The sequence below is a fragment of the Klebsiella michiganensis genome (genome assembly GCA_000963575.1).
Lineage (GTDB): Bacteria > Pseudomonadota > Gammaproteobacteria > Enterobacterales > Enterobacteriaceae > Cedecea > Cedecea michiganensis_A.
Genome location: CP011077.1, coordinates 199,188 through 219,689, shown reverse-complemented (window position 1 = coordinate 219,689; position 20,502 = coordinate 199,188). Strand labels below are relative to the sequence as shown.

General features: G+C 57.0%; 19 protein-coding genes. 10 read left to right on the top strand and 9 right to left on the bottom strand.

All coding sequences use genetic code 11. From position 1 onward, the window contains the following. The first annotated feature begins 9 nt into the window (after positions 1-9). A complete protein-coding gene (locus tag VW41_00980) occupies positions 10-954 on the top strand; it encodes a transcriptional regulator (protein ID AJZ87717.1) in 945 nt (314 codons plus the stop codon). Between the two features lie 139 nt (positions 955-1,093). After that, the gene (locus VW41_00975) at positions 1,094-1,777 is read left to right on the top strand and encodes a sugar ABC transporter (GenBank protein ID AJZ87716.1); all 684 of its coding nucleotides are present in this window, start codon (positions 1,094-1,096) and stop codon (positions 1,775-1,777) included. Here VW41_00975 and VW41_00970 read toward each other — a convergent pair. Continuing rightward, on the bottom strand, positions 1,774-2,883 hold the full coding sequence (locus VW41_00970; protein ID AJZ87715.1) for a hypothetical protein: 1,110 nt from the start codon (positions 2,881-2,883) through the stop codon (positions 1,774-1,776). The two genes, VW41_00975 and VW41_00970, sit on opposite strands and share 4 nt — an antisense overlap. Before the next feature lie 99 nt (positions 2,884-2,982). Here VW41_00970 and VW41_00965 point away from each other — a divergent pair, with 99 nt between their 5' ends. Beyond that, positions 2,983-3,795: an AraC family transcriptional regulator gene (locus VW41_00965; GenBank protein ID AJZ87714.1), complete on the top strand. Its 813-nt coding sequence runs from the start codon at positions 2,983-2,985 to the stop codon at positions 3,793-3,795. A gap of 3 nt (positions 3,796-3,798) precedes the next feature. Here the strand turns inward: VW41_00965 and VW41_00960 are convergent, their stop codons facing one another. Continuing rightward, complete coding sequence (locus tag VW41_00960) at positions 3,799-4,533, bottom strand: histidine kinase (protein AJZ87713.1); 735 nt, start codon at positions 4,531-4,533, stop codon at positions 3,799-3,801. 294 nt (positions 4,534-4,827) lie between these two features. Between VW41_00960 and VW41_00955 the strand changes: the two genes are divergently transcribed. Together VW41_00955 and VW41_00950 are read left to right on the top strand one after the other, a co-directional pair. Continuing rightward, the gene (locus tag VW41_00955; GenBank protein ID AJZ87712.1) at positions 4,828-5,247 is read left to right on the top strand and encodes a spermidine/putrescine ABC transporter substrate-binding protein; all 420 of its coding nucleotides are present in this window, start codon (positions 4,828-4,830) and stop codon (positions 5,245-5,247) included. A 48-nt stretch (positions 5,248-5,295) separates the two neighbouring features. Continuing rightward, complete coding sequence (locus tag VW41_00950) at positions 5,296-6,975, top strand: formate dehydrogenase (GenBank protein ID AJZ87711.1); 1,680 nt, start codon at positions 5,296-5,298, stop codon at positions 6,973-6,975. A 142-nt stretch (positions 6,976-7,117) separates the two neighbouring features. On the opposite strand, the gene VW41_00945 is transcribed toward VW41_00950, so the two are convergent. Then, a complete protein-coding gene (locus tag VW41_00945) occupies positions 7,118-8,431 on the bottom strand; it encodes a glutamate:protein symporter (GenBank protein ID AJZ87710.1) in 1,314 nt (437 codons plus the stop codon). A 426-nt stretch (positions 8,432-8,857) separates the two neighbouring features. Here VW41_00945 and VW41_00940 point away from each other — a divergent pair, with 426 nt between their 5' ends. The 3 genes from VW41_00940 (at position 8,858) to actP (ending at position 12,856) form a co-directional block, all read left to right on the top strand. After that, the gene (locus VW41_00940; protein ID AJZ87709.1) at positions 8,858-10,816 is read left to right on the top strand and encodes an acetyl-CoA synthetase; all 1,959 of its coding nucleotides are present in this window, start codon (positions 8,858-8,860) and stop codon (positions 10,814-10,816) included. A gap of 79 nt (positions 10,817-10,895) precedes the next feature. Further along, positions 10,896-11,210, top strand: a complete 315-nt coding sequence (locus VW41_00935) for a membrane protein (GenBank protein AJZ87708.1) — start codon at positions 10,896-10,898, stop codon at positions 11,208-11,210. Beyond that, complete coding sequence (gene actP / locus VW41_00930; GenBank protein ID AJZ87707.1) at positions 11,207-12,856, top strand: acetate permease; 1,650 nt, start codon at positions 11,207-11,209, stop codon at positions 12,854-12,856. The genes VW41_00935 and actP overlap by 4 nt, the downstream gene beginning before the upstream one ends. 35 nt (positions 12,857-12,891) lie before the next feature. On the opposite strand, the gene VW41_00925 is transcribed toward actP, so the two are convergent. Next, entirely contained in the window at positions 12,892-13,581 is a 690-nt protein-coding gene (locus VW41_00925; GenBank protein ID AJZ87706.1) for an LrgB, read from the bottom strand. Next, entirely contained in the window at positions 13,574-13,999 is a 426-nt protein-coding gene (locus VW41_00920; protein ID AJZ87705.1) for an LrgA, read from the bottom strand. Before VW41_00920 ends, VW41_00925 begins: the two co-directional genes overlap by 8 nt. Positions 14,000-14,100: 101 nt before the next feature. On the opposite strand from VW41_00920, the gene VW41_00915 reads away from it, so the two are divergent. Further along, positions 14,101-15,000, top strand: coding sequence for a transcriptional regulator (locus tag VW41_00915; GenBank protein ID AJZ87704.1), 900 nt, complete (start codon positions 14,101-14,103; stop codon positions 14,998-15,000). Positions 15,001-15,005: 5 nt separating this feature from the next. Here the strand turns inward: VW41_00915 and VW41_00910 are convergent, their stop codons facing one another. The 4 genes from VW41_00910 to VW41_00895 form a co-directional block, all read right to left on the bottom strand. Beyond that, complete coding sequence (locus tag VW41_00910; GenBank protein AJZ87703.1) at positions 15,006-16,652, bottom strand: sodium:proton antiporter; 1,647 nt, start codon at positions 16,650-16,652, stop codon at positions 15,006-15,008. 148 nt (positions 16,653-16,800) lie between these two features. Next, positions 16,801-18,150 carry a permase gene (locus tag VW41_00905; protein ID AJZ87702.1) on the bottom strand — a complete coding sequence of 450 codons (1,350 nt, stop codon included), beginning with the start codon at positions 18,148-18,150 and terminating at the stop codon, positions 16,801-16,803. Positions 18,151-18,495: 345 nt separating this feature from the next. Next, positions 18,496-19,164 (bottom strand): glutathione S-transferase, encoded by a 669-nt coding sequence (locus tag VW41_00900; GenBank protein ID AJZ87701.1) that lies wholly within the window; start codon positions 19,162-19,164, stop codon positions 18,496-18,498. Positions 19,165-19,641: 477 nt separating this feature from the next. After that, a complete protein-coding gene (locus VW41_00895; GenBank protein ID AJZ87700.1) occupies positions 19,642-20,097 on the bottom strand; it encodes a transcriptional regulator in 456 nt (151 codons plus the stop codon). A gap of 80 nt (positions 20,098-20,177) precedes the next feature. Here VW41_00895 and VW41_00890 point away from each other — a divergent pair, with 80 nt between their 5' ends. Further along, positions 20,178-20,501 (top strand): transcriptional regulator, encoded by a 324-nt coding sequence (locus VW41_00890; protein AJZ87699.1) that lies wholly within the window; start codon positions 20,178-20,180, stop codon positions 20,499-20,501. The last annotated feature ends 1 nt before the right edge of the window (position 20,502 follow it).

Below are 20,502 nucleotides of genomic sequence, written 5' to 3'. Positions count from 1 at the left end.
GAAAACAGCATGCGTTTGAAACCCATAGTTACTGCGTTACTGGCTGGTGCAATGATCGCCGGCGCGCCGTTTGCCCAGGCGAAAGAGTTGAAGTCGATCGGCGTGACGGTGGGCGATCTCGCCAACCCGTTCTTCGTGCAGATCACCAAAGGCGCCGAGCTGGAAGCCCGTAAGCTCGCCGGCGACAACGTGAAAGTGACGCTGGTCTCCAGCGGGTACGATCTTGGTCAGCAGGTCGCGCAGATCGACAACTTTATCGCCGCGAAGGTGGACATGATCATCCTTAATGCCGCAGATTCCAAAGGGATCGGCCCGGCGGTAAAACGCGCGAAAGACGCCGGGATCGTCGTTGTCGCGGTAGACGTTGCGGCAGACGGGGCCGATGCCACGATCACCTCCGATAACACCCAGGCCGGGCAAATGGCCTGTAAGTACATTTCGGATCGTCTGAAAGACAAAGGCAATGTGGTGATCATCAACGGGCCACCGGTTTCCGCCGTGCAGAACCGCGTTGAGGGCTGCGAAACCGAGTTCAAAAAACACCCGGACATTAAGATCCTTTCCTCTAATCAAAATGCTAAGGGCAGCCGCGAAGGTGGCCTGGAAGTGATGACCTCGCTGCTGGCGGCGAATCCGAAGATCGACGGCGTATTTGCGATCAACGATCCGACGGCGATCGGGGCCGATCTGGCGGCAAAACAGGCTCAGCGTAACGAGTTCTTTATTGTCGGCGTGGACGGCAGCCCGGACGGTGAAGAAGCCCTGAAGCGCGGCGGCAGCTCGCTGTTTGTGGCGACGCCGGCACAGGATCCGCAGGTCATGGCGGCGAAGGCGGTCGAGATTGGCTATGACATTTTGCAGGGCAAACCCGCGCCGAAAGGCCCGGTGCTGATCCCGGTGACGATGATCGATAAGAGCAATATCGGCAGCTACAAAGGGTGGACGGTGAAGTAATTTTCCCCTACCCCGGCCTTCTCTCCAAAGGGGAGAGGGCGAAAAATCGTCAGTTGCCTCTCAGATTCAGAACGCCGTCAGTCCCCTCTCCCTTCCAGGGAGAGGGTTAGGGTGAGGCTCCACATCAAAGGAAGGCCAGATGAAACGCTCCGAGGTTAACCAGTACCTGAATGAAACCCGGCAGTTTTTTGCCCGCCACGGTGTGCAACTGCCGCCGTTCGGTAGCTTTTCGCCGCAAAAATGGCTGCAGGTAAACCCCCGTAGCTGGCAGGAGGTCTTCGATCTGAAGCTCGGGTGGGACATTACCGACTTCGGCGGCAGCGACTTCCTGACCATGGGCCTCACGCTGTTTACCCTGCGCAATGGCTCCCCGGAAGGCACGCCCTACGCCAAATCCTACGCCGAGAAAGTCATGCACGTACGTGATAACCAGATGACGCCGATGCATTTCCACTGGAGCAAGCAGGAGGACATCATCAACCGCGGCGGCGGTAATTTGATTGTCGAACTGTGGCACTCTGACCCATTCGAACAGCCTGATGAGGCGGATATCACAGTAGTGATTGACGGCTGTCGCCAGACGCACGCGGCAGGCAGCCAACTGCGCTTATCGCCGGGAGAAAGCATCAGCCTGGTGCCCGAGATGTACCACAGCTTTTGGGGTGAACCCGGTTACGGCGACGTGCTGGTCGGCGAAGTGTCGATGGTCAACGATGACGACCACGACAATCGCTTTTTAAAGCCTCTGGAGCGCTTCAGCACCCTTACCGAAGATGCCGCCCCGGCTCTGCTTTTGTGCCATGAGTACCGGCAGTTTATCTAGCCGGAAAGCCTCGCGGCCGCTATGGCGGAATCTGCAACGGCCGCGTTGCCTCTGGCAAGCATCAGGCGTTCATAATCAGCTATACCGGACAGGCCCTTGCCGTGAAGCGCGGTGGCCAGGTCGGCGGCATCTCTCAACGCAGTATTAGCCCCGATACCACCAGCCGGACTCATGGCGTGGACAGCATCGCCCAGCAGCGTGACGTTTCCGGGCTGCCAGGCAATATTCGGATTGCCGTAGCGGACCGGCAGCGTCGCGGTATGCTCCGGCCGCGTGCTTTCCATGAGCTTTTGCAGCGCCGGGGGAAGAGACAGGTTGCCAAAAGGGACGGCTAACCGTGAACCGGGGCCGATCAGCGCCCAGTAAAGATAATCCTCGGCCTGCGTGAGCCTGCCGTCACAACCCGCCTTTGCCGCAAGCGCCGTGAAATCCTGGCGAAAACGCATTTCATCAACAATGGCGCTGAACCCGTCGCAAAACAGCACGTTAGTGCCTTCGTACAACGCCTTGTCCGCCGTTAAAGCACTTTTCCCATACAGGCAGAGATAGCCGGAATCCGCCGGCACAGCGTCCGGGGCAAGCTGCGCCCTGACCCGGGAATTCACGCCATCTGCGCCGACCAGAAGCCGGCAGCTTGCCTCAGCCGTATGTGTAAATCTTAGCCCTACCCGGCCTTCACTCTCCCGGTGGTACCCCTCCAGGGCGTGCCCATAGCAGATGGATCCCTCGAGGCCGCACATCAGGATTTCCCGCAGCGTCTGGCGATGAATGCTTAAATCTGGGGCAAGATCGGGGTTTTGTTCGGCCCGATGCCAGCCTTCAGGCTGACGGCCATTGGCCTGTTGCCCGGCTCTATCCAGAAAACGCCCTTCCGTACTGGCTACCGAGGCCGTTTGTCGAAAGAGTTGATAAAGCGCAGGGGGCAACACCCTGGCAAGCGCCTGCTGCCCCTGGGCGTCGATTCTAATCCGGTAGCCCTGAATACGGCTGTCGGACGCCGAATCCGCCTCGTAAACGGTGGCGCTGATGCCACGGCTTTTCAGACCCTGAGCCAGCGCCAGCCCGCCCAACCCCGCACCAATAATTGCAACGCTTGAAGTACTCATGAGGCATCCTCTGTGGCCTGATTAGGTTCCACAAAAGAGTTGCACGGCTCGTCAACGCAAGGATAACGTTATACGGACGATAAATAGTGAAAACTGGCCATGATAAAAAATTCCCCCCAGCCGGCTGCCCCCGATTACAGCGAATGGCTTAGCGGCCCGGCGCTGATTGCCCTTGCAGGCAGTCTCGCCCCTGAAAGTGAATATCTGCTCGGCACGCGGGAGGTGGCCTGGCATCAGCATCTGCGCGGCCAGGTTTTTTGCGTGGAGTCCGGTTTACTGCACGTTCACACCGCTGACGGGGCCTGGTTTTTGCCTCCCCATCGCGCCAGCTGGCTGCCGCCGGGCGTAACCCACAAGGTCAGCATCAGCGGAGCCGTAAAAGGCTGGACGCTGCTGATTACGCCTGAAAGCTGCTCGGGGTTGCCGGAAAAGCCCTGCGTGATTGCCGTCTCGGAGGTGCTTCACGCTCTCGCTCGCCGCGCCTGTGGATGGGACAAGCAGGCAGAGCCTGAACCGGAGCAGCAGCGTATAGCCGCCGTTATCTACGATGAGATCTGCCGCGCGCCGCACGAGGCGCTGCATTTGCCAATGCCGACAGATCATCGGCTGAAAAAAGTGGCCTCTGCGCTGCTGGCCAACCCCGGCGATGAGCGGACTTTCGAAGCGTGGGCGGCATTCGGGGCGCTTTCGCCTCGTACCCTGCGTCGCCTTTTTGTTGCGGAAACCGGCCTGAATTTTGCCCAATGGCGTAGGCAGGCCCGGCTGACCCACGGGCTGGATAAGCTGGCACAGGGAATGTCGGTGTCGGAGGTGTCAGAATTTCTGGGCTATGCCTCGCCGGGCAATTTTATTCATATGTTCAAAAATGCCTTTGGCACTTCACCGGCCCGCTACTTTTCGACCGGGAAATAAACGTTAAACCGCATTATTCTCGCCGGGGGTAATGTCAGCGGCAAAGACATAGCCCACGCCGCGAATGGTGCGAATAAGCGTGGGCTGGTGCGGGTTGACCTCGATTTTGCGCCGCAGCCGCATAATTAATACGTCGATGGTGCGGTCAAACACTTCCAGGCTTTCGCTGTGGGTGAGCTCAAGCAACTTTTCCCGCGACAGCACTTTCCTGGCGTTCTGCACCAGAGAAAGCAACAGGCCATATTCCCCCTGAGTCAGGTCAACCTGCTGCTGCCGGGCATTCATTAACTGGCAGCGGTCGGTGTCCAGCCACCAGCCGTTAAACTGCAGCCCGCGGGTTTTGGTCGGGCTGCTTTCCAGCGCCAGCGCCCCGCTACGCCTCAGCACCGCTTTGACTCGGGCCACCACCACGCGGCCATTGAACGGTTTAGCGATGTAATCATCCGCCCCCATTTCCAGGCCCACCACCACATCGGACTCGCTGCCCATGCCGGTCAGCATCACCACCGGCAAAGAGGGACGCAGTTTTTGCACCTGCTGAAGCACCAGCAGGCCGTTGGTATCCGGCAGCATCATGTCCAGCAAAATAAGCGCAATAGAACGCTCTGCCGCAACGGTCTGCAGCGCTTCATTACCGGTATGGCACACCAGCACGTCAAAGACGTGTTCACTGAGCACATCGCGCAGCACGTCGCAAATGGCCTTGTCGTCATCCACCACCAGGATTGCAGGTTTCATTATTTTCTCCGGAGGTGAGGAGGTTCTTTTTAGTTTGAGCGATTGTTGATTGAGCGCCGCGGAAAGAACACAGATCCGTGCGGAATTTTCTATCACTGTCACAAATGGCCGTCAGTTCGACACGTCATTTATGACGAAATCCTGCTTCTCTCGTCAGCCTGTTCCCCAGATGCCCCTGAAACCCACGCCATTACCCACTCACTCTATGTGGCATAGATAATGCATTTAGTGGCGCAGCGAGGCGGTTTAATCAGATAGCCGCACTCAAATGACAGCATTGACTGGAGCAACATGATGAAAAAAATCGTCACGGTTTGCCCCTATTGCGCCTCAGGTTGCAAGATAAACCTGGTGGTGGATAACGGCAAAATCGTCAAGGCGGAAGGCGCACAGGGTAAAACTAACCAGGGCGACCTGTGCCTGAAGGGTTATTACGGTTGGGATTTTATCACTGACACCAAAATCCTTACCCCGCGCCTGAAAACCCCGATGATCCGCCGCGAGCGCGGGGGCAAGCTGGAAGCCGTTTCCTGGGATGAAGCGCTGGATTACGTCAGTTCACGCCTGAGCGAGATCAAAGCCAAATATGGCCCGAACGCCATTCAAACCACCGGCTCCTCACGCGGAACAGGCAATGAAACCAACTATGTAATGCAAAAATTTGCGCGCGCCGTTATTGGGACCAATAACGTCGATTGCTGCGCACGCGTCTGACACGGCCCATCGGTTGCAGGTCTGCACCAGTCGGTCGGTAATGGCGCGATGAGTAACTCTATCGTCGAGATTGAGGATACTGATTTAGTCTTTGTGTTCGGGTACAACCCGGCAGATTCACACCCTATCGTGGCTAATCGCGTGATTAAGGCGAAGCAGAAAGGGGCTCAGATTATCGTTGTCGATCCGCGCAAAATTGAAACCGCGCGCATTGCCGACATGCATTTAAGGTTACGGAACGGTTCGAACATCGCACTGCTGAACGCGATTGGCCACGTCATTATTGAAGAGAATCTTTACGACCACGCGTTCGTCGCTGCTCGTACCGAGGGCTTCGAAGAGTATCGCAAGATCGTTGAAGGCTACACGCCGGAGTCCGTGGAAGAAATCACTGGCGTCAGCGCCGCGGAGATCCGTGCGGCCGCGCGTATGTACGCTAAGGCCAAAACGGCCACCATCCTGTGGGGCATGGGCGTGACCCAGTTCTACCAGGGCGTGGAAACCGTGCGCTCACTCACCAGCCTGGCGCTGATGACCGGCAACCTCGGCAAGCCTAACGTGGGCGTGAACCCGGTTCGCGGCCAGAACAACGTGCAGGGCGCCTGCGATATGGGTGCGCTGCCGGACATGTTCCCCGGTAACCAGTACGTTCGTGACGCGGCGACGCGCAGCAAATTTGCCGCCGCCTGGGGCGTGGACGCGCTGCCGGAAGCTAACGGTTACCGCATCAGCGAACTGCCTCACCGGGTCGAGCACGGTGAAGTCCGCGCCGCCTATATTATGGGGGAAGATCCGCTGCAAACCGACGCCGAGCTTTCAGCCGTGCGCCAGGCGTTTGCCGGGCTTGAGCTGGTGATTGTGCAGGACATCTTCATGACCAAAACCGCCGCTGAGGCCGACGTTATTTTACCGTCCACCTCCTGGGGCGAGCATGAAGGGGTCTTCACCGCCGCCGACCGTGGCTTCCAGCGCTTCTTTAAAGCGGTTGAGCCGAAGTGGGATCTCAAAACGGACTGGCAGATTATCAGCGAAATCGCCACCCGCATGGGCTACCCGATGCACTACCGCAATACCCAGGAAATCTGGGACGAACTGCGTCATCTGTGCCCGGACTTCTACGGGGCGACCTACGAGAAGATGGGGGAACTGGGCTATATCCAGTGGCCTTGCCGGGATACCTCCGACGCGGACCAGGGCACCTCTTACCTGTATGAGAGCAAGTTCGAGCGCCCTAACGGCCTGGGGCAGTTCTTCACCTGCGACTGGGCACCGCCTATCGATCGCGTCACCGACGAGTACCCGATGGTGCTTTCCACGGTGCGTGAAGTCGGCCACTACTCTTGCCGCTCAATGACCGGGAACTGTGCCGCGCTGGCGGCGCTCGCCGATGAGCCGGGCTATGCACAAATCCACGTCGAAGATGCCGCCCGGTTGGGTATTGAAGATGAGGCGTTGATTTGGGTGAATTCGCGTAAAGGCCGGGTTATCACCCGGGCGGCGGTCAGCGAGCGTCCGAATAAAGGCGCGGTGTACATGACCTATCAGTGGTGGATTGGCGCCTGTAATGAGCTGGTAGCGGAGAACCTGAGCCCGATAACCAAAACGCCGGAGTACAAGTACTGCGCCGTGCGCGTCGAGCCGATCGCCGACCAGCAGGCCGCCGAGCAGTATGTGATTGATGAATACAATAAGCTGAAGGCCCGTCTGCGCGAAAGCGCGAGGGGGTAATACATCCCCTCACCCTAACCCTCTCCCCATAGGGGAGAGGGGATAAAGCACATGTTTTCCCCCTCGTCCCCGTGGGGGAAGTGGATAAAGCACATGTTCTCCCCCTCTCCCTCCGGGAGAGGGCCGGGGTGAGGGGCTTTACTTAACTACTGGCTTTACTGTCAAACTTCCCAAAAAGCTCACGCTCATAGGCCTGGGCTTTTTTATGGTCGAATTTGTGCTCCCACTTGGCGATAACCAGCACCGCCAGCGCGTTGCCGACCACGTTCAGCGCGGTACGCGCCATATCCAGAATACGGTCAACCCCGGCAATAAACGCCAGCCCTTCCAGTGGAATACCGACGCTGCCAAGCGTCGCCAGCAGCACCACGAAGGAGACGCCCGGCACGCCAGCAATCCCTTTTGAGGTCACCATCAGCGTCAGCACCAGAATGATTTCCTGCCACAGCGACAGCTCAATCCCGTATAGCTGGGCGATAAAGATCGCCGCGATGCTCTGGTAAAGCGTGGAGCCATCCAGGTTAAACGAATAGCCTGTTGGTACCACGAAGCTGGTGATAGACGCCGGGGCGCCATAGGCTTCCATCTTCTCTATGATGCGCGGCAGCACGCTCTCAGAGCTGGCGGTAGAAAACGCCAGAATCAGTTCGTCCTTCAGGATCCGCATCAGAATGATGATTTTCAGCCCGCACAGGCGCGCCACGGCACCCAGTACTACCAGCGCAAAGAAGGCAATCGCCACGTACACCAGCACGACCAGTTTCAGCAGCGGCCAGAGCGAGGCGAAGCCAAAGTTAGCCACGGTCACGGAAATCAGGGCGAAAACGCCCACAGGTGCATAACGCATTACCATATGCGTCACTTTGAACATGGTTTCAGAGATGGAGCGGAAGACTGTCACCAGCGGCTCGCGGTGGGTAGCGGGCAGCGAGGATAATCCCAGGCCAAACAGCACCGAGAAGAAGATGATCGGCAGCATCTCGCCCTTCGCCATTGACGCAACGATGTTAGTGGGTACAAGCGACAGAATGGTGCCCATCAGGCCGTGAGAATGGCTTTGTACATCCTGAGCCGTGTGCTGGTATTTCGAAATATCCACGGTAGCAAGCTGCGACATATCTATGCCGTGGCCCGGCTGGAATACATTCGCGAGCGTAATACCCAGAATGATGGCAACCGTCGTGATCACTTCGAAATAAATGATGGTTTTAGCCCCAATGCGGCCAAGCTGCTTTGCGTCGCCAACGCCCGCGATCCCGACCACCAGGGTAGAAATCACAATCGGCACGACGATCATTTTGATCAGGTGGATAAAGATATCGCCCGCCGGTGACAGCAGGTTAGCGACCAGCCACTCACGGCTATCACTTTGATAATGCAGAAAACTTCCCAGGATAATGCCCAGCACCAGCGCCAGCAATATTTGCCAGGCCAGGCTAATTTTAAAGTTTTTCATAACGACGACAGTTCCTCAAAAAAACGCCATTCCCATGCTGTTGACTCAGGAGAAGGTCACAAACTGAAAGGGGGTATGACAAACATCAGGTGTTAAGCGGGGTTTTTTAAAGCGCCGTATCAGTACCATCCCGATAGCCTGCTGCGCAACCCTTCATTTTTAGGGTTATGCACTTACATTGCATAGATAAACAGGATTTTGATGAGAATTATGAATATAACTTATTGTTATGGAAAAAAATTCATTACCCGTTTTTGGAAATAAGTACCAAAGGTAATTATTTCTTATGATTCATCTGTTTGAACAATTTTTGCGCAATTATTTTAATGCGTGATCTGCCGCCCAAAAAGTAAACAAAGCTGCCAATACCCCTACTATTAACGTTTGTGTGACATATTATTAACATCCAAAAGGAGAAAAAAAGCCATGAGCCAAGTACACAAACACGCTATTCCCGCAAACATTGCGGACCGTTGCCTGATAAACCCGGAGCAGTACCAGGCCATGTATCAACAGTCGATACAGGACCCGGATGCGTTTTGGGGCGAACAAGGGAAAATTCTCGACTGGATAAAACCGTATCAAAAGGTGAAAAATACCTCTTTTGCGCCGGGAAACATCTCTATCAAGTGGTATGAGGACGGTACGCTCAATTTAGCCGCCAACTGCCTCGACCGGCACCTGAAAGAACGGGGCGATCAAACCGCCATTATCTGGGAAGGAGATGACGCGACCCAGAGCAAAAACATCACTTATCGCGAGCTGCATCGCGATGTCTGCCGTTTTGCCAATACTTTGGTCGAACTGGGCATTAAGAAAGGCGATGTTGTCGCGATTTATATGCCAATGGTGCCGGAAGCTGCCGTTGCCATGCTGGCCTGCGCGCGCATTGGCGCCGTGCATTCCGTTATCTTTGGCGGCTTCTCGCCGGAAGCCGTGGCCGGACGCATCATCGACTCCAGCTCCCGGCTGGTGATCACCGCCGATGAAGGCGTGCGCGCTGGCCGCTCCATCCCGCTGAAAAAGAACGTGGATGACGCGCTTAAAAATCCAAATGTGAAAACGGTCGAGCACGTTATCGTGCTGAAGCGCACCGGTGGTAAAATCGACTGGCAGCAGAACCGTGACCTGTGGTGGAGCGAACTGGTAGAGAAAGCCAGCGACCAGCACCAGCCCGTGGAAATGAATGCCGAAGATCCGCTGTTCATCCTCTATACCTCCGGCTCTACCGGGAAGCCAAAAGGCGTGCTGCACACTACCGGCGGCTATCTGGTGTATGCCGCGACCACTTTTAAATATGTCTTCGACTACCATCCGGGCGATGTGTACTGGTGTACCGCGGACGTGGGCTGGGTGACCGGGCACAGCTACCTGCTTTACGGCCCACTGGCCTGCGGCGCTGTCACCCTGATGTTTGAAGGCGTGCCTAACTGGCCGAAGCCAAACCGCATGGCGCAGGTGGTCGACAAGCATAAAGTGAACATTCTCTACACCGCCCCCACCGCCATTCGCGCGCTGATGGCCGAAGGGGATAAAGCTACCGAAGGCACCGACCGCTCTTCGCTGCGCATTCTTGGCTCCGTGGGCGAGCCTATCAACCCGGAAGCCTGGGAGTGGTACTGGAAGCACATCGGCAATGAGAAATGCCCGGTGATGGACACCTGGTGGCAGACGGAAACCGGCGGCTTTATGATCACCCCGCTGCCCGGCGCGACCGAGCTGAAAGCGGGCTCCGCTACTCAACCGTTCTTTGGCGTTCAGCCTGCGTTGGTGGATAACGAAGGCAATCCGCAGCTGGGCGCCACCGAAGGCAACCTGACCATTACCGACTCCTGGCCAGGCCAGGCGCGCACGCTGTTCGGTGATCACGAACGCTTCGAGCAGACTTACTTCTCCACCTTCAAAAACATGTACTTCAGCGGCGACGGCGCTCGCCGGGACGAAGACGGCTATTACTGGATAACGGGCCGCGTGGACGACGTGCTGAACGTGTCCGGCCACCGCCTCGGTACCGCAGAAATCGAATCGGCGCTGGTGTCCCATCCGAAGATTGCCGAAGCCGCCGTGGTGGGTATTCCGCACAACATCAAAGGCCAGGCGATTTACGCCTACGTGACGCTGAACCACGGCGAAGAGCCGACGCCGGAGCTGTACGCCGAGGTGCGCAACTGGGTGCGGAAAGAGATTGGCCCGCTTGCCACCCCGGATGTGCTGCACTGGACCGACTCGCTGCCAAAAACCCGCTCCGGCAAGATCATGCGCCGTATTTTGCGCAAGATTGCCTCCGGCGACACCAGCAACCTGGGCGATACCTCTACCCTCGCCGATCCGGGCGTAGTGGAAAAACTGCTGGAAGAAAAACAGGCCTTAACCATACCTTCGTAACCTTGTTCTCCCCCCTCTCCCTTCCGGGAGAGGGAATAACTACAAATACCTACCCTACAAAACCTCTGGAGATTCTGTGATGAATGACACCATTTATCAGCGGATAGAAAGCAGTGCGCATTTCAGGGAGTTGGTTTCCAAAAGGCAACGGTTTGCCGCCATTCTGTCACTGATTATGTTAGTGATTTACGTTGGTTTTATTTTGCTGATTGCCTTCGCGCCCGCGTGGCTTGGCACCCCGCTTCATGAGGGCACCAGCGTCACGCGGGGCATCCCTATCGGCATCGGCGTTATCGTGATTTCCTTCCTGCTGACCGGGGTTTATGTCTGGCGTGCTAACGGCGAATTTGACCGCCTGAATAACGAAGTGCTGCGTGAAGTGGGGGTTAAATGAAACGTTTTCTTGCGGTCTTTGCCGCTTTGCTGCCCGCCGGTGCCTTCGCCGCCGATGCCATAACCGGCGACGTGCAGCGCCAGCCAACTAACTGGCAGGCGATCATCATGTTCCTGATTTTCGTCGCTCTGACGCTGTATATCACTTACTGGGCGTCCAAGCGCGTTCGCTCCCGCAGCGACTATTACACCGCGGGTGGCAACATTACCGGTTTCCAGAATGGCCTGGCGATTGCCGGTGACTTTATGTCGGCGGCCTCCTTCCTCGGGATTTCTGCGCTGGTGTACACCTCGGGCTACGATGGCCTGATTTACTCCCTGGGCTTCCTGGTCGGCTGGCCGATTATCCTGTTCCTGATTGCCGAACGCCTGCGTAACCTGGGCCGCTATACCTTCGCCGATGTAGCCTCTTACCGGCTCAAGCAGGGGCCAATCCGCACGCTGTCGGCCTGTGGCTCGCTGGTCGTCGTTGCCCTTTATCTCATCGCCCAGATGGTTGGCGCCGGGAAACTTATCGAGCTGCTCTTCGGTCTCAACTACCACGTTGCCGTGGTATTGGTGGGCGTGCTGATGGTGATGTACGTGCTGTTTGGCGGCATGCTGGCGACGACGTGGGTGCAAATTATCAAAGCCGTGCTGCTGCTGTTCGGCGCAAGCTTCATGGCGTTTATGGTGATGAAGCACGTCGGATTCAGCTTCAACAACCTGTTCAACGAGGCAATGGCGGTTCACCCGAAAGGCGCGGCGATCATGAGCCCTGGCGGGCTGGTGAAAGACCCAATTTCTGCGCTATCTCTGGGCCTCGGCCTGATGTTTGGTACCGCTGGCTTGCCGCACATTCTGATGCGTTTCTTCACCGTGAGCGACGCCCGCGAAGCGCGTAAAAGCGTGTTTTACGCCACCGGCTTTATGGGTTACTTCTACATTCTGACCTTTATCATCGGTTTTGGCGCCATCATGTTAGTAGGTGCTAACCCTGCGTTTAAAGACGCGGCGGGCGCGCTGATCGGCGGCAACAACATGGCAGCGGTTCACCTTGCCGACGCGGTGGGCGGGAACCTCTTCCTCGGCTTTATCTCTGCGGTTGCCTTCGCCACTATCCTCGCGGTTGTGGCCGGGTTAACGCTGGCGGGCGCTTCGGCGGTGTCTCACGACCTCTACGCCAACGTCTTCCGCAAAGGCGCTTCCGAACGTGATGAGCTGAAAGTGTCGAAAATCACCGTTCTGGTGCTGGGTGTGGTGGCTATCCTGCTGGGTATTCTGTTTGAAAAACAGAATATTGCCTTCATGGTAGGGCTGGCATTCTCCATTGCCGCAAGCTGTAACTTCCCGATTATCCTGCTGTCGATGTACTGGTCGAAGCTGACCACGCGCGGCGCGATGGTTGGCGGCTGGCTTGGCCTGCTGACCGCGGTGGTACTGATGATTCTTGGCCCGACTATCTGGGTGCAAATCCTCGGCCACGAAAAAGCGGTCTTCCCGTATGAGTACCCGGCGCTGTTCTCTATTCTGATTGCGTTTGTTGGCATCTGGCTGTTCTCGATTACCGATAACACGCCGGAAGGGAAACTGGAGCGAGAGAAGTTCCGCGCGCAGTTTATTCGCTCTCAAACCGGCATCGGCATCGATCAGGGGCGGGCTCACTAGTTAGTAAGCACTTACCGGGGCTATGCCCCGGTAGGTTAAAACATCAGCCAGCTAACCAGCGGTGCGACGAGTACCGTCACCACGCCGGACAGCATCATCACCAGGCTGGCAATCACCCCTTCCTGCGGCCCCAGCTCATAAGAGCGAGCGGTGCCCGCACCGTGAGAAGCCGCGCCGAAACCGGCGCCTTTGGCTATCCCTTCCCTGATCGACAGGCGCAGAAACAGCACGTCCCCTACCGCCATACCGAACACGCCGGTGATCACCACAAACAGCGCCACCAGTTCCGGCTCGCCGCCGATGGGTTTAGCGGCCGCCAGGGCAAAAGGCGTAGTAATTGAACGCACGGCAAGGCTGCGCTGAATGCCGTCCGGCAGGGTAAATAAGCGGGCCAGCCAAATCGAACTGGTCACCGCCACCACCATGGCCGTGAGCACGCCTGCAGAAAGCGACATCCAGTGGCGTTTAATTACCCGGAGGTTGTCGTAAACCGGCACGGCAAACGCGATGGTGGCAGGTCCAAGCAGCCACAGCAGCCAGTGCGCCTCCCCCATGTAATTGCTGTAAGAGATATGGCCGAAGACAAGCATCCCCACCAGCAGTACCGGCGTAAAGACCAGCGGCATCAGCGGTAGTTTGCGAAAACGGCGATACAGGCGTTTGTTGGCGAAGTAGAAAACCAGCGTGACCACAAGGCACAGCAAGCTTAGCTGGAAGTTAGTCATTGCGGGACTGCCTGCGGGCTTCGCGTGCCAGCTCGAAGCGGTAGACTTTTTCCACCACGAAGGCCGTACTGCCGAGCACCAGCACGGTGCTGACCGCAATCACGGCAAAAATACGCCAGCCTTCCACCATCAGCAGCTGCGAGTAGTTCACCACGGCAACGACAGCCGGGACGAAGAACAGCAGCATCTCGGCCAGTAGCCATTTAGACCCTTCTCTGACCCATTTCAATGGCACAATGCGGCATACGATGAGCGCCAGGAGCAGCAGCATCCCCACCAGATTCGCGGGCAGCGGCAGATGCCCCCACGTAACCAACTGTTCGGCAAAAACAAAAAGCCCGGCGTACAGGGCAACCTGCACGGGGACACGCAGGCTATGCATTACAGCAGGCCTAAAACGGCCTAACGCCAAAGCCATGATCGGTGCTCCAGAAAAAATACCAGCCCCGATTATAGAGAGCGGTTCATCGCTACTGAAATGAATTAAAATCATTGCAGGTATAGTTAACGGGAATAGTTATGGACATCAGAACGCTGCGTTATTTTGTTGAGGTCGTCCGCCAGCAGAGCTTCACCAGGGCGGCGGAGAAGATGTTTGTCACTCAGCCCACCATCAGCAAAATGCTGCGCAACCTCGAGGATGAGCTGAACTGCACGCTGCTGATCCGCGACGGCCGCCGCCTGCTGCTGACCGATACCGGCCAGGTGGTGTTCCAGCGCGGGCTGGCCATCCTCGCAGAGTTTCGCCAGCTTGAGGCAGAGCTGAGCGACATCAAGCAACTCACCAATGGCGTGCTGCGCCTCGGTATTCCGCCGATGGTCGGCACGCTGATGACCGGCCCGATAGGCGTGTATCAGCATCGTTACCCCGGCGTGGAGTTCAAGATCTCCGAGTTCGGTGGCCTGACGGTGCAGCAGGCGGTGCTTAACGGCGACCTGGATCTGGCGGTAACGGCCATCCCCGTCGAAGACGAAGGCGCGCTGACGGTGATGCCGCTGTTCCGCCATCCGCTCTGCGTGCTGGTGCCCCGCTCCGGCCCGTGGATTGGCCGCACCAGCGTCGACCCGGCAGAACTGGCGGAGCACCCGCTGCTTATCTACAACGAAGATTTCTCCCTTAGCCGCCAGCTTATGCAGCTGTTTGCCGACAACGGCTTTACCCCGCGTATCGCGGTGCGCAGCGGGCAGTGGGACTTCCTGGCGGCGATGGTTCAGGGCGGCGTGGGGATTGCCGTGTTACCGGAACCGATTTGCCGCAAGCTCGACCGCACCACGCTGATGTGGCTACCGCTGAACAGCAACCTGAGCTGGCAGTTAGGGATGATTTGGCGTGAAGGGGTTTATATTTCGCAGAGCGCGCAGGCGTGGATTGATTGTTGCAGAGAGTTCTGGCCGGAAGTGGAAACCGGCCAGAACTAGCGGGATTACTCTTTCTCGATCAGCAGCGCTTCCAGCAGGTCGAGATCGTGCAGGAGTTTTTGCAGGGTCTCGTTGCTGATTTGCTGGGTGGCGCGCAGGTGATAAAGCTCGGCGCGCTCAGAACGCAGCGCCGTCAGACGGAAGCGGCGCTCCAGGTTCTCTTCAAGCTCGCTGCTTTCAACGTCATTGCGCCCGTCGGCCCGGCGGCGTAAGTTCCCGATAACCCGCGAACTCACCTCTTTCAGCAACTGGTCGTCGATGTTCTCTTTGCTGTCCGTGGCCAGGCGCTCTTCCATTTTTTGAATGGCGACAATCGCCACTTCCGCCGTGGCGGAACGGGCCAGCCGTTCTTCTTTACGCGCCAGAGATTTATCCCCGACCTCAACGTTTCGCAGCAGAATCGGCAGCATGATAACCCCGGCAAACAGCGAGAACAGGATCACGCCTGCGGAGAGGAAAATCAGCTCATAGCGCGCCGGGAAAGGCGTGCCATCGTTCAGCAACAGCGGAATGGAAAGCACACCGGCCAGGGTAATAGCCCCGCGCACGCCGGCAAAAGAGGCAATGCCCAGTTCCCGGGTGGTGAAGGAGCCAAACTCCAGCGGACGCTTTTTCAAAAAGCGCAGGCTCAGGCGCTTCATCGACCACAGCCACAGGAAGCGCACCGCAATCAGCGCGAAATAAATCATCGCGACGTCGAGGAACAGCATCCACAGCTCAACGTTCGGATCGGCATTGGCCGCCGCAACGGATGTTTCGAGGATGCCCGGCAGCTGCAGGCCCAACAGCAGGAATACCATGCCGTTGAACACAAACTCCAGCATCGCCCAGACGCTGTTCGCCCGCAGACGCATAGTCAGCGGGGCACTGCGCAGCACGCCAGAACGGGTAATCGTCATCCCCGCCGCAACCGCGGCCAGAATGCCGGAAACCCCGATGTGTTCAGCAATCAGATAAGACGCGAACGGCAGCAGCAGCAGCAGCAGGATTTGGGTGGCCGGTTCATCGCCGCTCCAGCGGCTCATCAGACGCAGCGATTTACCGTACAGCCAGCTGACCGCAATCCCCGCCAGCAGGCCGCCGACGGCCACTTTGAAGAACTCCAGTGATGCGCCGCCAACGCTAAAGGCCATCGCCCCAACGGCGACCGCCACCGCAAGTTTCAGGGACACCAGGCCAGAGGCGTCGTTCATCAACGCTTCGCCCTGCAATATCCCCATGATCTTCTTCGGGATCCGCCCTTCGCCGACAATCCCGGAAAGCGCCACGGCGTCCGTCGGTGACAGTACTGCGGCCAGCGCAAAGGCCGGAACCAGCGGAATGCCAGGCACCAGGAAGTAAATCAGGAAGCCGATCCCGACCACGGTAACCAGGACCAGTACCAGCGCCAGGCCAATAATTTCCCGGCCATGATGGAGAAATTCGTGGGTGGGCGTCTTCCAGCCATCGGCAAACAGCAGCGGCGGAATGAACAGCACCAGGAACAGCTCAGGGTCGAATTCAACGTGTAAGCCAAAGTGCGGCCAGGCGAGCAGCGCCCCAATGGCGATTTGCATTAACGGGAGTGGGATCTGAAACGGCAACATACGTGTTACCACCCCAGAGAGGGAGACCACGAGGGTCATAATCAAAATGGTGAAGAAAATTTCCATGTTTTCCCTGAACGTGATGTGTGATTTAAAGCGTACTCTTAACGGTTGTTTTTATAATAAAACAACTTTTTGCATCACATTGGAACCGGAAATACCTGAAGCGGGCGAAAGCGGCGGGTTACAGAGCGCAACCCGCACGAATTGAAAATCAGATAGCCCAGCCGCCGGCGTAGAACGCCACCAGCGCAACGGCAATAACCACGGTCCCGATGTTCAGCTTGCGCCATTCACCGGACACTACGCGGCCAATAACCAGAGAAGCAAAGCCGATCATGATGCCGGTCACGATGTTACAGGTCAGCACGATGAACACCGCGGTAATCAGCCCGGCCATCGCATCCACGAAGTCCGCAAAGTCGATTTTAGCGACGTTGCTCAGCATCAGCAGGCCAACATACATCAGCGCAGGCGCCGTGGCGTAAGCCGGCACGAGGTAAGAGAGCGGCGACAGGAACAGGATCAACAGGAACAGCACGCCAACGACGATCGCGGTCAGGCCAGTTTTACCGCCTGCTGCGGTGCCCGCTGCAGATTCGATGTAGACCGCTGCCGGGGATGCGCCCACCAGACCTGAGAACACGCTGCTCAGGGAGTCGGTGGTCAGCGCTTTGCCGCCGTCGATGATCTGCCCGTCTTTGTCCAGCAGGTTTGCCTGGCCAGCTACCGCACGGATAGTCCCGGTAGCGTCAAACACGGCGGTCATCACCAGCGCCAGTACGCTTGGCAGAATGACAGGGTTCAGCGCGCCCATGATATCCAGGCTGCCAATCAGCGAGTTGCCTTTGTCATCGCTCAGCGACGGCATGGCGAAAAAGCCGGAGAAGTGTACGTTCGGGTCGAAGATCAGGCCGACGATGGACACGCCAATGATGGTCAGCAGAATGCCGCCCGGGACCTTCAGTTTTTCCAGACCAATGATCACCGCCAGGCCAATCAGCGACATGATCACCGGGAAGCTGGCGAAATGGCCCAGCGCGACCGGCAGCCCGTCCAGCGGGTTTTTAATCACCAGGCCGACGCCGTTTGCGGCAATCAGCAGCAGGAACAGGCCGATACCAATCCCGGTGCCGTGCGCCACGCCCATTGGCAGGTTGCGCAAAATCCAGCTACGAATGCCGGTAGCAGAGATAATGGTAAACAGAACGCCCATCAGGAATACCGCGCCAAGGGCGACCGGCACGCTGATGTGCTGGCCGAGCACCAGGCTAAAGGCGGTGAAGGCGGTCAGCGAGATAGCGCAGCCGATGGCCAGCGGCAGGTTCGCCCACAGGCCCATCACGATGGAGCCCACGCCCGCCACCAGGCAGGTTGCCACAAAGACCGCCGCCGGTGGGAATCCGGCTTTACCGAGCATCCCTGGCACAACGATCACGGAATAAACCATGGCAAGGAAGGTTGTCAGACCGGCGACAACTTCCTGACGCACGGTGCTACCGCGTGCAGAGATTTTGAACCAGGCGTCGAGCGAACCGCCGGCGCGCGGAGAAGGTGTAGACATAGTGAAAAATCCCCTGAGATTTTTAGAATGACGTTTGCCAGGGTGGTGGACAACCCGCTGCCAGTTAAACGTTGTCTCCCTGCGCTACGATTGTGACAAAAGGGGTGTCACAAAAAAGCAATCGTTTAACTCCACACAGACAAATCGGTGTATCAAAATTAAGGCAAACGATTATCCAGCCATCCTGACGGGATTTTCAACTTAACTTTTGCGATTTTCGCGGAAAATATGCTCAGCTGATGAATTAATCGCCATGCGGTGCGCAAACGTTATCGTCAATGCGCAATTTAACGACAAAAACGCAAAAGGCCGGGCTGGTTTTCTGTCGCTTTGTTCCGGCGGCGATCACGCGCCAGGGATCTCAAAAGGGCCCCCTTGATTTAGTGCTCGCTGCCAGGCCGGCCGAGTCTGCACATTTTTCATCCATGCGTGGGTGTGCGGCATATCGTTTACTTCACCTCTGGCCAGGAGCGCGGCCACCGGGAAACTCATCTGAATATCTGCCGCGCTAAACTGCTGCCCGGCGAACCATGGGTGCTGGCTCAGGTGAGCCTCGATAAAACGGGCATGGGTGGTGATTTGCTTATTCAGCCAGGCTTTCTGGACGCCCTTCCCCAGCGCGTTGCCCACCGGGCGCAGCGGCCAAGGCACCGGCGCTTTGCCGAGGCTGCCGAACACCAGCTTCATTAAAAGCAGGGGCATCAGCGACCCTTCGGCGTAATGCAGCCAAAATCGGTACTGGATTTTGTCGTTAGTTTCCTGCGGCTTCAGGCTGTTTTCGCTGTCGTAGGTTTCCTGCAGATACTCAAGAATGGCGCCTGATTCCGCCAGAATATGGCCGTTGTCTTCTACTACAGGAGATTTGCCCAACGGATGAATTTTTTTTAGCGCTTCCGGGGCAAGCATGGTGGGCTCCCGCTGGTAACGCACGATCTGATAGGGCTGTGCCAGCTCTTCCAGCATCCAGAGTACGCGCTGGGAACGGGAGTTATTGAGGTGATGAACCGTGAGCATGAGGTAACCCTCTGTTTAGTCTGATGCAATAACTATAGGAGAGCCCCCAGCTAATCACATGTCAAAAAAATGAACAAAAAAAGAACAATTGACCTTGCAAAGTGAAGGGGCAGGCCTACACTTAAATTGTCGGTGCAAACCGGAACCTCCAAAGTCAGTGAAGTGTGTACGTATGTATGTGTAAGCGTTATCGAGGGGTGCCGACGTCGGGGGAAACCCTCCTGTCAGAACGGGATAGAGCGAAAGACAAAGACCGGAAAACAACTAAAGCGCCCTTGTGGCGCTTTAGTTTTATGAGGCTACTGACGATTATGAGGCGAGAAATGAAGTTCTGAGAGCAGCCTCAGTAAACCGGGAAAATCAATTTATGGATTTTTCGGCTGATAATCACACCGAGGGATAAACCACGCTTTTTCCCTCTGTGCCGGCAGTCCTGAGCGCCCTTGTGGCGCTTTCGTTTTTGTATGAGAGATAATTTTAATCTTCCAGCAGCCTTGCGCCGGTGCCCTGCTCGCCCAGTTTATCTCCCGGGTTACGCAGCGGGCATTCTGCCCCGGATAAACAGCCGCAGCCAATGCAGCCATTCAGTTCATCGCGCAACGCGGTCAGCGTGGCAATGCGGTGGTTCAACTCCTCGCGCCATTGGGACGACAGTTTCTTCCAGTCGTTTTTATTGATCGAGTGGCCGTCGGGCAGCACGCCAAAAGCATCCCCGACGGTACTCAGCGGAATGCCGATGCGCTGCGCAATTTTAATTATCGCAACCGTTCGCAGCACATCACGCTGATAACGCCGCTGATTACCTGCATTTCTTGTACTTTTTATTAGACCTTTGCTTTCATAAAAGTGAAGCGCGGAGACGGCCACGCCGCTGCGCTTCGCCACTTCACCGGGCGTTAACAGCGTTTTTATTCGGGGCAATTTCTTTTCCATAATGCTCTTTACCTCAAGTTAACTTGAGGAATTATACTCCCTGGCAATGAAACTAGCTAACCCGGAAATGAGGACGACTCATGGCTCACCAGGACATCATTTATACGTTGACTGAATGGATTGATGAACATATTGACCAGCCGCTGAACATCGACGTGGTGGCGAAAAAATCAGGTTATTCAAAGTGGTACTTACAGCGTATGTTTCGTACCGTCATGCACCAGACGCTGGGTGACTACATCCGCCAGCGCCGCCTGCTGATGGCCGCCACGGAGCTGCGCACCACCCAGCGCCCTATTTTTGATATCGCGATGGACTACGGGTATGTTTCGCAGCAAACCTTCTCCCGCGTGTTCCGCCGTGAGTTTGACCGCACGCCAACGGATTACCGCCATCAGGCATAAA

Excerpts from the sequence above, each read along its gene's own strand:
- VW41_00980 (AJZ87717.1), top strand. The coding sequence starts at position 10 with ATGCGTTTGAAACCCATAGTTACTGCGTTACTGGCTGGTGCAATGATC.
- VW41_00975 (AJZ87716.1), top strand. The coding sequence starts at position 1,094 with ATGAAACGCTCCGAGGTTAACCAGTACCTGAATGAAACCCGGCAGTTT.
- VW41_00970 (AJZ87715.1), bottom strand. The coding sequence starts at position 2,883 with ATGAGTACTTCAAGCGTTGCAATTATTGGTGCGGGGTTGGGCGGGCTG.
- VW41_00965 (AJZ87714.1), top strand. The coding sequence starts at position 2,983 with ATGATAAAAAATTCCCCCCAGCCGGCTGCCCCCGATTACAGCGAATGG.
- VW41_00960 (AJZ87713.1), bottom strand. The coding sequence starts at position 4,533 with ATGAAACCTGCAATCCTGGTGGTGGATGACGACAAGGCCATTTGCGAC.
- VW41_00955 (AJZ87712.1), top strand. The coding sequence starts at position 4,828 with ATGAAAAAAATCGTCACGGTTTGCCCCTATTGCGCCTCAGGTTGCAAG.
- VW41_00950 (AJZ87711.1), top strand. The coding sequence starts at position 5,296 with ATGAGTAACTCTATCGTCGAGATTGAGGATACTGATTTAGTCTTTGTG.
- VW41_00945 (AJZ87710.1), bottom strand. The coding sequence starts at position 8,431 with ATGAAAAACTTTAAAATTAGCCTGGCCTGGCAAATATTGCTGGCGCTG.
- VW41_00940 (AJZ87709.1), top strand. The coding sequence starts at position 8,858 with ATGAGCCAAGTACACAAACACGCTATTCCCGCAAACATTGCGGACCGT.
- VW41_00935 (AJZ87708.1), top strand. The coding sequence starts at position 10,896 with ATGAATGACACCATTTATCAGCGGATAGAAAGCAGTGCGCATTTCAGG.
- actP (AJZ87707.1), top strand. The coding sequence starts at position 11,207 with ATGAAACGTTTTCTTGCGGTCTTTGCCGCTTTGCTGCCCGCCGGTGCC.
- VW41_00925 (AJZ87706.1), bottom strand. The coding sequence starts at position 13,581 with ATGACTAACTTCCAGCTAAGCTTGCTGTGCCTTGTGGTCACGCTGGTT.
- VW41_00920 (AJZ87705.1), bottom strand. The coding sequence starts at position 13,999 with ATGGCTTTGGCGTTAGGCCGTTTTAGGCCTGCTGTAATGCATAGCCTG.
- VW41_00915 (AJZ87704.1), top strand. The coding sequence starts at position 14,101 with ATGGACATCAGAACGCTGCGTTATTTTGTTGAGGTCGTCCGCCAGCAG.
- VW41_00910 (AJZ87703.1), bottom strand. The coding sequence starts at position 16,652 with ATGGAAATTTTCTTCACCATTTTGATTATGACCCTCGTGGTCTCCCTC.
- VW41_00905 (AJZ87702.1), bottom strand. The coding sequence starts at position 18,150 with ATGTCTACACCTTCTCCGCGCGCCGGCGGTTCGCTCGACGCCTGGTTC.
- VW41_00900 (AJZ87701.1), bottom strand. The coding sequence starts at position 19,164 with ATGCTCACGGTTCATCACCTCAATAACTCCCGTTCCCAGCGCGTACTC.
- VW41_00895 (AJZ87700.1), bottom strand. The coding sequence starts at position 20,097 with ATGGAAAAGAAATTGCCCCGAATAAAAACGCTGTTAACGCCCGGTGAA.
- VW41_00890 (AJZ87699.1), top strand. The coding sequence starts at position 20,178 with ATGGCTCACCAGGACATCATTTATACGTTGACTGAATGGATTGATGAA.